The organism is Bacillus sp. T33-2 (genome assembly GCF_002860205.1).
Lineage (GTDB): Bacteria > Bacillota > Bacilli > Bacillales > Cytobacillaceae > T33-2.
In genome coordinates this window covers 75,973-90,369 of sequence record NZ_PGVB01000022.1, presented here as the reverse complement: position 1 = coordinate 90,369, position 14,397 = coordinate 75,973, and the positions used below count along the sequence as shown (strand labels likewise).

12 protein-coding genes are annotated in these 14,397 nt (G+C 40.1%); 10 read left to right on the top strand and 2 right to left on the bottom strand.

Features of this window, described 5'->3' with window-relative positions; genetic code table 11:
* Positions 1–56 precede the first annotated feature (56 nt).
* The 5 genes from CVD19_RS15705 (at position 57) to CVD19_RS15685 (ending at position 6,692) form a co-directional block, all read left to right on the top strand.
* Complete coding sequence (locus tag CVD19_RS15705; RefSeq protein WP_101583082.1) at positions 57–2,249, top strand: beta-propeller domain-containing protein; 2,193 nt, start codon at positions 57–59, stop codon at positions 2,247–2,249.
* A gap of 368 nt (positions 2,250–2,617) precedes the next feature.
* Entirely contained in the window at positions 2,618–3,163 is a 546-nt protein-coding gene (locus tag CVD19_RS15700) for a GNAT family N-acetyltransferase (protein ID WP_101583079.1), read from the top strand.
* 122 nt (positions 3,164–3,285) lie between these two features.
* Positions 3,286–4,134: a pentapeptide repeat-containing protein gene (locus tag CVD19_RS15695; protein WP_101583077.1), complete on the top strand. Its 849-nt coding sequence runs from the start codon at positions 3,286–3,288 to the stop codon at positions 4,132–4,134.
* Between the two features lie 479 nt (positions 4,135–4,613).
* Positions 4,614–6,329 carry a hypothetical protein gene (locus CVD19_RS15690; RefSeq protein ID WP_101583074.1) on the top strand — a complete coding sequence of 572 codons (1,716 nt, stop codon included), beginning with the start codon at positions 4,614–4,616 and terminating at the stop codon, positions 6,327–6,329.
* Between the two features lie 141 nt (positions 6,330–6,470).
* Entirely contained in the window at positions 6,471–6,692 is a 222-nt protein-coding gene (locus tag CVD19_RS15685) for a hypothetical protein (RefSeq protein WP_101583071.1), read from the top strand.
* 237 nt (positions 6,693–6,929) lie between these two features.
* Here the strand turns inward: CVD19_RS15685 and CVD19_RS15680 are convergent, their stop codons facing one another.
* A complete protein-coding gene (locus CVD19_RS15680) occupies positions 6,930–7,385 on the bottom strand; it encodes an AraC family transcriptional regulator (protein WP_101583068.1) in 456 nt (151 codons plus the stop codon).
* Positions 7,386–8,187: 802 nt separating this feature from the next.
* Between CVD19_RS15680 and CVD19_RS15670 the strand changes: the two genes are divergently transcribed.
* On the top strand, positions 8,188–8,886 hold the full coding sequence (locus CVD19_RS15670; RefSeq protein ID WP_101583063.1) for a lysozyme family protein: 699 nt from the start codon (positions 8,188–8,190) through the stop codon (positions 8,884–8,886).
* A 177-nt stretch (positions 8,887–9,063) separates the two neighbouring features.
* On the top strand, positions 9,064–9,906 hold the full coding sequence (locus tag CVD19_RS15665) for an STAS domain-containing protein (RefSeq protein WP_101583060.1): 843 nt from the start codon (positions 9,064–9,066) through the stop codon (positions 9,904–9,906).
* Positions 9,907–10,100: 194 nt separating this feature from the next.
* On the opposite strand, the gene CVD19_RS15660 is transcribed toward CVD19_RS15665, so the two are convergent.
* Positions 10,101–10,448: a hypothetical protein gene (locus tag CVD19_RS15660; protein ID WP_101583057.1), complete on the bottom strand. Its 348-nt coding sequence runs from the start codon at positions 10,446–10,448 to the stop codon at positions 10,101–10,103.
* 441 nt (positions 10,449–10,889) lie between these two features.
* Between CVD19_RS15660 and CVD19_RS15655 the strand changes: the two genes are divergently transcribed.
* From CVD19_RS15655 to CVD19_RS15645, 3 genes are all read left to right on the top strand, one after another.
* Positions 10,890–11,180, top strand: a complete 291-nt coding sequence (locus tag CVD19_RS15655; protein ID WP_101583052.1) for a hypothetical protein — start codon at positions 10,890–10,892, stop codon at positions 11,178–11,180.
* Between the two features lie 280 nt (positions 11,181–11,460).
* Positions 11,461–12,153, top strand: coding sequence for a response regulator transcription factor (locus tag CVD19_RS15650; protein WP_101583049.1), 693 nt, complete (start codon positions 11,461–11,463; stop codon positions 12,151–12,153).
* Positions 12,131–14,353 carry a HAMP domain-containing sensor histidine kinase gene (locus CVD19_RS15645; protein ID WP_308314877.1) on the top strand — a complete coding sequence of 741 codons (2,223 nt, stop codon included), beginning with the start codon at positions 12,131–12,133 and terminating at the stop codon, positions 14,351–14,353. The genes CVD19_RS15650 and CVD19_RS15645 overlap by 23 nt, the downstream gene beginning before the upstream one ends.
* Positions 14,354–14,397 lie beyond the last annotated feature (44 nt).

Here is a 14,397-nt window from a genome sequence, read left to right as displayed (position 1 = left end):
TAACCCCCCGAAACGTTAGAGAAAATAATGCGTCTAATGGAGTAGGAGGGATTGGGATGAAAAAAATTGTAACCGTCACCGGACTATTGCTTTTATTTGCAGCAGTAATCATTTTCTATTCTCTGACGCAGCTTAAGATTGTGAATGCATGGGACGATGATGAAAAACAAATTGTTTTACCCAATAAAGTATGGAGGGTAACTTTTACAGAGAAAATTGATGAAAAAAGCATCAAGCCCAGCCTTGTTTATGTGACCAATGAGGAAGGGGTAAAGCAGAGCAGCGAATTAACACTAAGTGATGACAAAAAGACTATTTACATCAGCCCTCCAAAAGAAGGTTACGAATCGAATTCAAAAATTTATTTGCTCCATATTAAAAAAGGCATCAAATCGGTGCTTGGAAGGGGCTTGATTTCCTCTAAACGTGTGCCCTTTGTAGTGGAGGATACTTTGCCTTCGATAGGCTCGAAAAGCAATTTAAACGACTATTTCCTGACAATGATAAAAGAACAGAAGAAGCAGGACACCGGCTTTTTTGCCAGCCGTGAGGATGCAAAGGTATCAAGTGGGGCGATGTTCAGCTCAGAATCTGCCAAATCCGACTCTGTTGCAAATAACGATGTGTCCCAGACAAATGTACAGGTCCAGGGAGTGGACGAAGCAGATATGGTCAAAACCGACGGCAAACATATTTTCCAGGCTGTGAACAATAAAATTGATATCATCCAAGCGCTTCCAGCGGGCGACATGAAGCATTTGTCCCAAATCCCTTACGACCAATTCTTCAATCCCTCACAACTGTTTTTACATGACGATAAACTGCTGGTTATTGGCCAGAGCTATAAAGAGTTAAATAAGCCCATTGACCAAATGGTCGATGACTCTATGAAGATCGCTCCAATGCATCAATCCACAAAGGCCATTGTATATGATGTGAAAAATCCTGAAAAACCGGCGCAGATCAGGGAAATTGATTTGGAAGGGTCATATCTTTCTGCACGAAAGATTGGAGGCGCCGTCTATCTGGTCTCCAACCAGTATCCGGATTATTGGCTTTTGGAACAGGATGAAGATATCGACATCCGCCCTAAATATTCTGACACTGCTGATGGTACCGGAATCAAGACCGTCGAATATAGGAAAATCCAGTACATCCCTGATTCCCGCCAGGCAAATTATATCATGATTGCCGCTTTTAATCTCGACGAACCAAAGAAGAAGGCCAATATAACAACTTATCTTGGTGGCGGAGACCAAATGTATATGTCGGAGGACAATTTGTATCTTGCAGTCACAAATCATTTCCCGCAGCCAAACCGGGACATGAGCAGCATGGTGGCCCCGGACACGAATATCTATAAATTTTCCGTCGATGGAATGAACGTGAAGTTTCACAGTTCAGCAGAGGTACAGGGTACAGTACTGAACCAGTTTTCCATGGATGAACACGAAGGGCATTTCCGGCTTGTGACGACGAAGGGCTATGCATGGGATGAGAGCAGGCCGTCGTCCAACCAGCTATATATTCTTGACGGAAACTTAAAGCCGGTGGGACAGCTGGAGGAACTGGCGCGGGGAGAACGGATATATTCTGCCCGATTCATGGGCGACCGCATATATATGGTAACGTTTAAAGAAACGGATCCGTTGTTTGTCATCAATGCGAGCGAGCCAGCAAGACCAAAGGTTCTGGGCGAATTGAAAATTCCCGGCTTCAGCAATTACCTTCACCCGTATGACGAAAACCATATAATTGGATTTGGCCAGGACACTAAAGTGATTGCAGACAAAGGATTCGGCTCAGGGACGCGAATCTTGACGGACGGTGTGAAAATCTCCATGTTTGATGTCAGCGACATGTCGAATCCCAAAGAGAAATTCACTGAAATCATCGGCGGAAGAGGGACTTATTCTCCTTTGAACCAAGATCATAAAGCCCTGCTTTTCAATAAAAATAAAAACCTGTTCGCCTTTCCGGTTACCGTTTATCATAACCAGCAGAACAATGAATTCGAACAAACCTTTGCATTTCAGGGTGCGTACATTTATAACATCGACCTTGAAAGCGGGTTTAACTTGAAGTCGAAAATATCGCATGGTAAAAATACTGCTGCATACGACGAATGGGAAAGCAGCATAAACCGCCTTCTGTACATCGGCGACACTTTATATGCACTCTCCCCCGAAAAAATCACTGCCCATGATATGCAAACCTTCGGGCAAATCGGCGAATTACTTATGAAGTGATGGAAGAAATACCCTGTCGGATTTATCAAACGAGGATGGACAGCTAATAATATGTGAACCACAAGGGGTTGTTATCGCAACTCCTATAACTACAAAGAAGCACTGAAATATAGTCAAAACGGCACAAAAGGAAATTGGAGATGCAAATGACGGATTAGGGTTTTTAAAGCTGGAACAAGAGTGGTTATTTTCAGTAAAGAAACAGCTGATCGAAGCATCCAAGCTTGCAGGATAGGCCAGCTTTGTGTCAGCACTGCTATGCTTTACTGTCATTTCTATTTGAAGATAGAGCTCCAAATGTGACGCCTATTTTAACCGGGAATGATATATAAATAATATGTTCTGTGAAAAGTTTGGAGGTGCTCCAGGTGCCAAAAGTTGAGGTCAGAAGACCAAGCATTGAGGACGTTGAAGAGTTACACACCTTTTTCAGGAATGTGATCACTGACATCTTTGCTAAAGAAGGCATAGGTGATAAGCTGGATGATATAGAAGAGGAAATCAAAGAGAAGCATATATACCTAGAACGTGACTTTCAAAGTAAAGGGGAAGACCGTTATTTTTTAATTGCTTTGGATAGTGATAAAATCATTGGTTCAATCGAATACGGTCCGGCCAGCAACCTCATCAGCCATTGCACAAATAATGCTCTAGCAGCCCTTGTTGAGGTAGGTACGGTTTTTGTCCATCCAGATTACCAAAGGCAAGGGGTTGGCAATTTGCTATTGAACACAATTTATCGTTCTTTGCATAAACGGGGCATAGGTGAATTTTGTTTGGATAGTGGATATAGAAGCGCCCAAAAAATCTGGAAAAAGAAATTTGGAGAACCAGATTATTTATTGCAGGACTATTGGGGCTTGGGGTATGACCATATGATTTGGAGAATCCGGCTCAGTGATTTAATTTCATAGTATTACAACGGTTCATGCATGTAGAAGGGCAGGACACTTTGTCTGAGCAAATTGTCTAATGCTACTATAATGTGAGAAGAAACATTTTTATTCATCTTGCATTATTAAAGGAAGTGTAAGTATTGCCTAATCAACTAATAAATACCGATAAAAGTCGAAATGATTTAAGTGCAGACTGTGAAAATTGTTTTGGCCTGTGCTGTGTGTCGTTGCCATATGCAAAATCTGCGGACTTTGCGTTTGATAAAGATGGAGGTATTCCTTGCCAAAACCTGCAACCAGATTATCGTTGTGGTATTCATCATGATCTCAGAAACAAAGGTTTCCGTGGCTGTGCTGTATATGAATGTTTTGGTGCAGGCCAAAAGGTATCGCAAGTTACCTATGATGGAATTGATTGGCGGGATAACCCATCGTTAGCGAAGGAAATGTTTGATGTATTTCCGATCATGCAGCAGCTTCATGAAATGCTCTATTACTTAAATGAAGCGATTGGTTTAGAAGAAACTCAACCAGTTTACAGTGATTTAAAGGCCGTAATAGAAGAGACAGTATTTCTGACTAATCTTAGTCCAAAATCCATCATCAGCTTAAATGTTCCAGCCCACAGAGTGGTAGTTAATGAATTACTAATGCGCACAAGCGAGCTAGTACGCGCACATGTACCGCCTAAGAAAAACAAAAATCATCGCAATAAAATAAGCAAGAGAAGTGATCTTATAGGGGCAAATTTAAGAGGAGCCGACCTTAGGGGAGCTGACTTTAGGGGAACATTGCTTATAGCAGCGGACCTAAGAGAAGCTGACATCAGACATGCTGATGTTATTGGTGCCGATTTCAGGGACGCTGATTTAAGTGGTGCCAATCTCACAGGTAGTATCTTTCTAACCCAGGCGCAAGTGAACTCGGCTGAGGGCGATGTAAGCACTAAATTGCCACCTCATGTCAGGATTCCTGATCACTGGTGCTAAGATGTTGTTGAAAACCAAGCAATAACTCATCCCTGCACCTGAAGACAATGGAGAAACAAGTATTATAAGAATGGATTCAAATGTTTTTTAAATGAAATGAGTAAGGTTTGAACCAGTTTTTTAGTGTATTTTCCAGAAAGAGTGATTATAGTTAGTGATGAAAAAGACCATAGTGTAGTTGGAATTGATATTTAGGCTGAGGACTTAGACGGTCAAATATTTATAGGTTTGAATCGGCCTTATTTATATGAATATTGTGAAATCTTAATTGTTTATACCTTATAAATGGTAAAATATTCATGTTAATGCGGATTTTATTGCATTCTAACGGTTCTTTCGCTTTCTGTTGCTATCCAGACTCGAATAGAAAATAGACTTGATCAGCAGTGGAGCTGAAAATTAGTAGAGGGTTATGAAGACATTGGCAGCCTTACACTAAATAAATATGGCGGCTAGTAATCTGTAGAAGGGGGATATCTATGGGGAAATTTGATTTGGTTAATCAAGACCTGAGTGCACTTAACCCAACTCCAGAACGAAAAGAAACGATAAAAATAAGGAATACGCCCACAAAAAGAAGATCTTGGAACAGATATCTTCTAGCGGCTTTTTTCCTTCTTGTGACCGGGATCTTCGCAGCTGTTCTAATTGCCGTTACAGAGGGGGAAAATGAACGACCGCAGCTTTCAGAAAAGATTACAAACCCTGAAACGGCAACAGAAGCAGAAGAATCCACCGCGACAGCTGAACCGCCACTACGGACACCAGGCCTTGAAGCAGGTTTTAAACCAGAGGAAATGAAAACTGGGAGTAATGCAGAATACAAGCTGCAGCTGAAAATGACTGGGGATAATCAATTTGAGGCAGATGCTTCTATACAGATTAAAAATACTTCTGATAAGAACTGGATGCAAATCATGTTTTTTTTCCACCCGAACCAGATGCTTAAAATGTCCCAAGAGAAATGTTACAGGAAAGTGCTTTCGTGGGCAGTGGATGAATGCCTCAAAAACACGCGTGGTGGAGAAATAAATCTTCAAGAAGTTAAAGTTAACGGCAATCCTGTACAGTATGAACTTACCGGACAGTCTCTCATATTGACTCTTCAAAATGCAATCCAAACCGGGCAATCAGCCACTGCGGATATACACTACACGTTTTCTATTCCTTATTTATTGCGTGAAAATGGGAATTATAATTTACTCCAATGGCATCCCATGCTTCCAAATTTCCAAAATGAATGGATCTTTAATCCATATATCAAGGAAAAAGATTCATATACGGTGGATCATTCACCCATTGAATTAAGCTATGACTTATCTAAAAACCTCCAGCTTGTTTCTTCTTCCGATTCCGATCCACCCGGTGCAAAAAGCAAAGGCAGTGTATCAGGTACACAGCTGAAGGAAATGTTTATCATGCTTCTCGATGGACACGCCATGAAAGAAACGAAGGTCAATGATATCCAGCTTCGTGCCTTTGCCATGCCGCAACATCATGAGAAGATTGATGGAATGATTCAGACAGCGTCAGAAGCGCTCGCATTTTTTGAAAATAATATAGGGAAATATCCTTATAAGCAGCTTGATTTGGTTATAACTGATAGCCAAACAGGGAACTATCCCGGTGTAATTGTTTTACCCGGAAGTAACAAACCTGTAGAAAACCAGTATATCTCCGTGGAGGAAAGCTTAGAGCATGCTTTAGTACACGAAATAGCCCAACAATGGTTTTATGGGCCTGTCAACATTGACCGGCATACAGATGCCTGGCTAAATGACGGATTGTCAGAATTAAGCACTTCACTGTTCTTTCTCTCCGAAAAACAGAAAAGTGAACAGGAAAGCTTTGCTTTTGCAAGTGAATATTACGAGTTTATTGAGCCAAGAGAAAATGCTTTTAAGTCAAATCTTCCGATTGAAAATTACTTAGGTTCATTAGGAGGGATAGTAGGGCATGTACAGGCCAAGCCAGCTATATTGTTATGGGAAGCAATCAAACCGTGTGGCGCGGACATGGTGGCTTTACAGTTCTTATCTGACTATTATCAAACGTATTCTTACAAAAAAGTGACGACACAAGAATTCATGCGGTTCACAAAAAGCTACTTTAATATAGATTACGCCAAATTTACTGATTGGCTTTTTTTCGATCCACATTCGGTTTCAGAGCTTGATGATTCTATTAAGTTATAGTGTAACTGAGTAATAGAAACCAGACTGACTGACTGACTGAGTGAGTTAAAGGGAAACTGAGCCAAAGGGCAAGCAAACAAGTGTATCCAGTAAAGCTGCCTGCTGGCGCAGAATTTCATGAAACTTGCGGGGGAGATATAGGTGAACACTACGTTATATGCAGCAGCTAAAGAAATGATTAACAGATGTGGAATCACAACAAGGGTTGCTACTGAAAGGGAAATACATGAAACCAAATCGAATTTGGGTGATATTATTCCTCCCTGGCTTACATCATTAATCCTGAACATGCCTATCTGTTCCAGCACTTTAATTGTTCCTGTTGAGGCCGAAGTTGAAGAACAGTTTAATCTGCAAATATAATCGAGGAATGTACTTTAGCGGTTCCAGGATGTGCAGTATTAGAAAAGGGTGATATTTGTATTGGAGTAGAAATCGGCATTGGAAAACCTTATGCCATCAATATAAATGAGGGCGATAACCCTCCAGTGTACTTATTGGATCACGAATACAGAGAAGAAACAAACATTACTGCCACTATAATGTTAAATCGCCGGGGACGAAAAACTACCCCGGCTTTCGTTGGTAAACAAATCAAATCTATAATGGTTTTACAGGTACACATATTTCACAAAAATGGTTGTAAATCATCTCGCTACTATATCTCTCAATTATTGGTTTATCGTCAATTTGGTATCCGCGGTTTTGTATTGCTGGTAAAATTTCAGCCCATGCTTTTTGAATATCTTCCGCTGTATGTTTTACTTTGAAAATAAGATAATCTCCAGCTGGTAGTTCAGCTTCGCTAATTGAACTATCAATTTGGCAATCGTCTGGAATTACAATGCAAGCATCATATCTGCAGTTTTCAGGAATTGTCGTTTTCGGGTTATCTTGCGGGATTCCGAGCATTATTGCCGATTCATCAAGTAGATTGTTCTCCTTAGCCCATGTTTTTAACCTTTCCATTGCTTGGATGTTGACAGGACCATATGGACCGACTTGCCGCACATACCCAATACGATATTTTGGAACAGTTTCGACTTTAATGTTCATATTATCTTTTTCCTTTCTGTATTAATTTTTGTACAGTTCGAATCTAACATGATATAAAAAGATATTCATTCACTTTTTTAAAATTGCAAAAAATCTCAACACAAAGCGGTATTCCAGATACAAATGCTATTCTGATCATTCTGTTGAATGGTATAATATGGATGAAGGTGGATTTGGAGATTGAGGAGGGTTATGCGAGGCCGATAAAAAATCCATTAACGATGCCATGGAACATATGCGAACCATTGAGGGTTACCCGACTGATGTAGATCTGAAATCATTGCCTAAAACATTAAGGTATTTTGGTTATTTCTTTATTGGTTTCTTTTTTTCAACTATTATTTTCATCATTATTGCGAACCTATTTAATTAGGGGGCATCACCGATTCCAGCGGCTTTTCTTGTTAAACTAACGTAGCTTGCATTAGTCCGGATGAAAACATATACCGAGTTGTTTTCATACTTGAATATCCTGGCAGCTTGCTAACAAAAAAAGACTAACCAAAAAATGATTATCCCGAATGAAGAAGAAAACTAGTTGTTTTCAAATTTAACATGGACAAAACCCCAGGCCATTGCCCATGCCGCTAGAACATCTCCAATAAAGGACAGCAGACCGAGAATCCATAATGACCAACTCCTTCAACTTAATCTTTATATAAGTTGAATCATTAATCCAGATGTTCTGTTATTTATGACGTTTATATTATTCGCCAAAACTTTTCAATTAAGTATTTTTAATATCTTTGTACACAATGAATCTATTATAATGTGATACAGAGAAGATTATTGGAGAGAGCATATGAAACGCACACCGAAGAGTCCTAAACAGAAGAAGAAAATTCAACGAAATTTTAATATTGTCCTGGTAGTATTCTCAGTCCTGTTCGCCTTTATCATAATTGATAAATCAATACAATTATTTATTCAAGATCAGGAAAAAGCATTTTCACCTGTTGAACACGTTTTGGCTGGTGACGTCCAAAAATATACACCTCTGCTCCAAAGAGAATTGAAATTGGTCAATCTTGAAGAATATACGGTGGTGCTATCTGCAATTATGCAGCAGGAAAGTAAGGGGAAGGGCGGAGATCCAATGCAAGCTTCAGAATCTGCCGGGTTGCCTCCCAACACCATCAATGACCCAGAGCAAAGCATCAAACAAGGTGTTAAACATTTTCAGCGTACAGTCACTTATGGCCAGCAGAAAAAAGTTGATTTCCAAACGATTATCCAAGCTTATAACATGGGAATAGGCTATATCGATTATGTAGCGGCAAACGGAGGGAAACATACAGAGGAGATCGCCAAAAATTTCTCTATGATGCAAGTACAAAAAAAACCGAACACCTACAATTGTGGTGGAGACAAACAGAACTTTCGCTATCCGTATTGTTATGGGGACTATACATACACCACAAAAGTAACAAAAAATATTGAAACGATTACTGTAAGCAATCCAAACTACGCCGGCAAATTAACAATAGAAGGGTCGTTATAGGGCAGGGAGAATATGAGTGATCTCGATTAGCCCTACATAGAGAACAGGAATATCAACGACAAGAGGGAGCTGCTGTCGCGGCTCCTTTTCTTTTGGCAAATGAAGGGTCATTCCTTTATTTTCAGTGAAATAAAAAGATATAATGGGTATGATTAAACGTTTGTCGGGGGTAAAACAATGAGTGATAAAGATAAAGCGCTGTACAATTTTATTATAAAGAATTCAGACACCATCAGTGAACGCTGGTTTAATGAAAGGGAGTATAAACAGGGTTCCATCTATTCCAAAGATGCGGATGCTTCAGTTCAGAAAAGATTGAAAGAGCAGCATATGTACACTATTGATACAATTGCCTGCGGTTTTTTGGAAAATAAAGAAGTTTTCAATCGGAAAATGGAGCAGTGGACAGAAGTGGTGGTCAAAAGCAGAGTGGAATTTGACACCCCCATCTTTGAAGTTTTGGAAGCGCTCAGCAGGACAAGAAGGGTCATTTGGAACTTTGTCGAAGAATACATATTAAAACATGAAGAGATTCACAAACAGGATATTCTGAGGTGGAGTTCTGTCTATCATACAACCTTGGACACATTAACAAATCAATTTTCAAGGAGCTATTACTTAGCAACCAGGAAGAAGCTGCTTGTGCAGCAGGAACTCATTGATGAAATAAACAGTCCAATAATCCCAGTTATGGACGATGTTGCAGTTTTACCTCTGATTGGCCTTATTGATGAGGCACGTGCGGAATCTATATTTGAAACCATTCCGGGAAAATGTGCTGAAAAGAATATAGCACATCTTGTAATAGATGTATCCGGTATGAACAATATAGACACATCAGTTGCCCACAAGCTATATCAGTTAACAGATGTAATCCGTTTACTGGGAATAAACTCTATAATAGCCGGAGTCAGGCCGGAAGTAGCCCAAACAGCCATAAATTTGGGATTTGATCTCAGCCATCTAGAAACATTCAGCGACCTAAAACAAGCACTCCGCCACTTTGGAATAAGAAGATAATCATCCGACACATAAAAAAGAGCTGCTTTTGAACTGCACCCCAGATTTTAGACACAGTCTAAAATTTGCAGGTGCAGTTCACTTCCATTCCAGCTCTTTTTGTTTTGCAATGATTCAGATATGTTCCAGTGTTTTGGCGAGCAATGGTAGAGGATCTAGCCTGTATGAAAAAGCTTGCACCCATAATCATGACGTCACAGTATAAATGGGTTTTGATTGGGCATCGATGCATTTTGGACAGGTCGTGCACTATATTGATTTACAGGAGGATATTGATTACTGCCGTATTCATTTTGATAGCTATAGACATTCGGTTGCGCAGGTACTGTCACCGGCGAAGAAATCCGTTGTTCCCATCTGCGGTTCGCTGCATAAAACTGATCTTCCAGAAACCCTGCCTGTTCATGGGTCAATTCTAGAACGATTTCATTATCGGTATCGTCAAATGCTCTTAGCAATACATAGCTTTCATTGTCACGGGTGACATTGCCGACTCTCAAGTATAAATTTTTAATTTCAAATCTTACTCTCATTCCGTCCATAAAGAAACCTCCATACAAAAATAGTCATCAGAGGTTAACATTCACGAAGCAGGAAAGAAATATACAGTTTAACCTTCTTCTTATTCGCTGCACAGACTTTGACCAGTCACCAGCAACATCCCCCCGTTATCCTCTATCAGCGTTGTGTCCATTCCCATTACTTTCATAGTAAAAATTCTTTATTGAAAAAAAGAGTGATCTTTTGTGCAATCATATGTCATCATGATTTAAAATCAGCGGACTTGTGAGAGAGAAACTTTCTTGGGGTTACAGTATCAATCCTTTTGTTATTGAAATCACGGAAATAAAAGTGTAAAATTACACTAATAATGGTGTTGTTTACATTTATTAGTTTACTGGATCTGTAGTAAGTGACGTGTCAACACATCACTGTTTACTTCGTCATTACCGAAGATAATGAAATATTCTGGGGTGCGGCTTGTGTCTGATGAGATGGGATTACTATTAACGATTGTATTAGGTATTGCTGTTTTCACTGTAATTAATTACTTTACTTTTAAATACTCACAAGGAAATTTGAAAAGACGTTTAGGGGCGGGCATTGTCTTTTTGCTCATCACTCCACTGATCTTTTTTGGAACTTTATTTTTTGTTCTAATCTTTGATGAAAGTGGGTGGGGTGCTGGCATTATGGCTGTAATTTTTTCGGGTGTTTATATTGTTAACGGGATCATCGTATTAATTTCTTCGATAGGCTTAATGAAGAAATGAACAAAACTGATAGATCAGCAACTTTATTTCCTCTAACACTAGGAAAATTGGCGGAAACCGAGTTCTGCGATGTTTTCTATGTTTGCGCAAACGATTTATCATGCTTTTCATCATGACACTATGTTTACTAACTTTGCAGTTTTTATATATCGAGCAATTTATAGCGGTTAAAATTACAATGCGAACTTAAGAAATTCTTAAGAATTTCTCTGACTTGATATTAAGATTTACAGTTTATTATTTAGTTATTGGTAAATGCTGCTTGAAAGAAGGCTGAAACATGGACAATTATTTTGTACTGGTCGTCGATGATGAAGAAGAAATCAGGGATGCTATTGAAATATACTTGAAAAATGAAGGGGTCACCGTCCTAAAAGCGAAGGATGGGATTGAGGCCTTGGAAGTTTTAAATGAACACCCAGTCCACCTAATCATTTTAGATATCATGATGCCCCGGCTTGACGGAATCTCTGCCACATTCAAAATCCGGGAGAAGCAAAATATTCCGATCATCATTTTAAGTGCTAAAAGCGAGGATACAGATAAGATTTTGGGCCTCCAGGTTGGGGCGGATGACTATGTCACAAAGCCGTTTAATCCGATGGAGCTTGTAGCCCGCGTGAAGTCCCAACTGAGAAGGTACGTGGCTTTAGGTACATATGAAGGTATAAAAAAGATGATTGACCTCAATGGCCTTACATTGGACCAGTCAGCGAAAGAGGTTAGGGTCCATGGGGAAGCAGTAAAGCTTACTCCGATCGAATACAAGATTGTTGAACTGCTTATGACAAATGCCGGGCGGGTGTTCTCCATCAATGAAATCTATGAACGGGTATGGAAGGAACCATGCTACAACGCGGAAAATACAGTAGCGGTCCACATCAGGAAAATCCGTGAAAAAATTGAGATTGACCCGAAAAATCCGAGGTATCTGAAGGTGGTATGGGGAATTGGATACAAGATGGAAAAATAGCTTCATAGCTTGGTTATGGGCTGCCATGTTCACGTTTGGCATCAGCGGGATCTTGACTTTGTTTGCTTTTGGGAGCGATTATGTCCATCGCGATTATTTTCATACTCCAGCATTTCAAAGTGAGATAGAACAATTCGCTCATTATGTAGGCATGTTCGAGCTTAACGATTTAACGCTGGAGGAAGCAAAAAGGGCCATTACTGTTACCGAAGAAGATATTAATGAGCATCGGTTTCGTTATGGGGATTTAAATACACAAATTACTAATATTAAAAATCAATATGAACCCCAAATCCAGCAGGCTAAGGCAACAGATAATCAAGAGGCTGCCGATGCCTTTACACAGGAACGCGATGCGAAGATAGAGGATATTACCAATAATTTCAAAAATGACGAGCATGTCCGGCCGAAGGTGATCAAAGAAAAGGAACAGAGAATAGAAGATTATTACAGGGAGAGGGAAAACTACCGCCCGGAGTTTTTACGGTACAAAGACTCATTTCAATATCATTTTAAAAACAGTGCAACAGGTAAAGTGTATACGAATGTTGATAGATCAAAAGATGATTCAGCTGGCACCTTTATTAACGGGAAAAACATGCTCTTTTATCAACACTTTTCAATACCGACAGACTTTTTAATGAATAATGGCTATGGCTTTGTTGGAAGTGAAGAAATCAAGGACGCATTAGTCTCAGAAATAAAAGGGACGTTTGAAGGACGGATTGGGGTCGCAAAATCAATGCCTCAACCGAGCTGGATCACTGACGCGCACCAAAACTATAAACAGGAGCAACTGATTTTGCTCGCCTATACCGTTGCAAGTGCTGGCGCCCTTATTTTGTTCTATTTTCTCATGAAAAAGAGCAAGGCTGTCCCGGCTGTTATTGAAAATGTCCGGCCTTATTACAACAGGCTACCATTTGATTCAAGATTGGTTCTTTTCCTATTAATAAGCATTGGCGCAGTGGCATGTTTGATGATGGTCACAGTCCGGTTTCATTCAATTAATAATAATCCAGTCGTTTTCGGTACGGTAATGTTTATCGTTCTTGCCATTTCGTCGATTTTTTGCGGACTTGCGCTGTTACAAGGCAGATTGCTTGCCCCGGAATTTAAAAGCTGGCGGAACATTAAATCACAATGGCAAAAAGGGCTGTGGAATAAAGCATGGCAGAGTGTGAAGGAATCGTTCTTCAACCTAAGTGTTGGAACACAGTTAATCGCCGTTTTTGCATTAGTGTTTGGTCTGGGCCTGACGGCTGCCATGATCATGCTGGATCCTATATTTCTTTTCCTGTTCATCGTGCTGCTGGCGCTTTTGGGCATCCCGTTGGCAGTCTTCATGGTAAAACAAGTAAGTTATTTTAACCGGATCATGCAGAAAACGGATGAACTGGCTGCGGGAAATCTGGGGCCCGACTTGCCGGTGACAGGGAAGTCCGTGCTCGCAAAGCACGCAGGCAAAATAAATGTATTGAAGCAAGGGATGAAAGTGTCGCAAAAGGAGCAGGCAAAGAGCGAACGCCTAAAAACAGAGCTGATCACAAATGTAAGCCACGACCTGCGGACACCATTGACATCCATTATCACTTACACTGAACTTTTAAAGACAATTGATTTATCAGAAGACGACCGCAAAGCCTATCTTGAAATCATTGACAGGAAATCGAAGCGGTTAAAAATGCTCATTGAAGACTTGTTTGAAGTATCAAAAATGGCGAGCGGCAACATTCAGATGGCAAAAGAAAAAATTGATTTAGTCCAGCTTTTGCAACAGGCACTAGCCGAACATGATAATACCATAAGCACCTCAACCCTTCATTTCCGGGTAGCCAATCCGGAAAAGCCAGTGTACGCAATTGTCGATGGACAAAAACTTTGGCGGGTCTTTGATAACCTGATCGGCAATATTCTTAAATATTCGCTGGAGAATTCACGCGTCTATATTTCCGTAAAAACATTAGACGACCAGGCATTGATCACTTTCAAGAATGTTTCGAAATATGAACTCAGTGAAAACCTTGGTGAATTGTTTGAACGGTTCAAACGAGGGGATGAATCACGCCATACGGAAGGATCAGGGCTGGGACTTGCAATTGCGAAATCCATTGTTGACCTTCACGATGGCAGCCTGGACATTGAAGCGGATGGTGATTTATTTAAAGTTTCTATTGTATTGCAGGCAGAGGATGAGTAGATCCTGATAGAAAGATATTCGAGAATACAAAGGGAGAGAGAAAC

What these genes read in the sequence shown, in the direction of transcription:
- CVD19_RS15665 (WP_101583060.1), top strand. Translation starts at nt 9,064, where the DNA reads ATGAGTGATAAAGATAAAGCGCTGTACAATTTTATTATAAAGAATTCA.
- CVD19_RS15705 (WP_101583082.1), top strand. Translation starts at nt 57, where the DNA reads ATGAAAAAAATTGTAACCGTCACCGGACTATTGCTTTTATTTGCAGCA.
- CVD19_RS15670 (WP_101583063.1), top strand. Translation starts at nt 8,188, where the DNA reads ATGAAACGCACACCGAAGAGTCCTAAACAGAAGAAGAAAATTCAACGA.
- CVD19_RS15650 (WP_101583049.1), top strand. Translation starts at nt 11,461, where the DNA reads ATGGACAATTATTTTGTACTGGTCGTCGATGATGAAGAAGAAATCAGG.
- CVD19_RS15680 (WP_101583068.1), bottom strand. Translation starts at nt 7,385, where the DNA reads ATGAACATTAAAGTCGAAACTGTTCCAAAATATCGTATTGGGTATGTG.
- CVD19_RS15690 (WP_101583074.1), top strand. Translation starts at nt 4,614, where the DNA reads ATGGGGAAATTTGATTTGGTTAATCAAGACCTGAGTGCACTTAACCCA.
- CVD19_RS15660 (WP_101583057.1), bottom strand. Translation starts at nt 10,448, where the DNA reads ATGGACGGAATGAGAGTAAGATTTGAAATTAAAAATTTATACTTGAGA.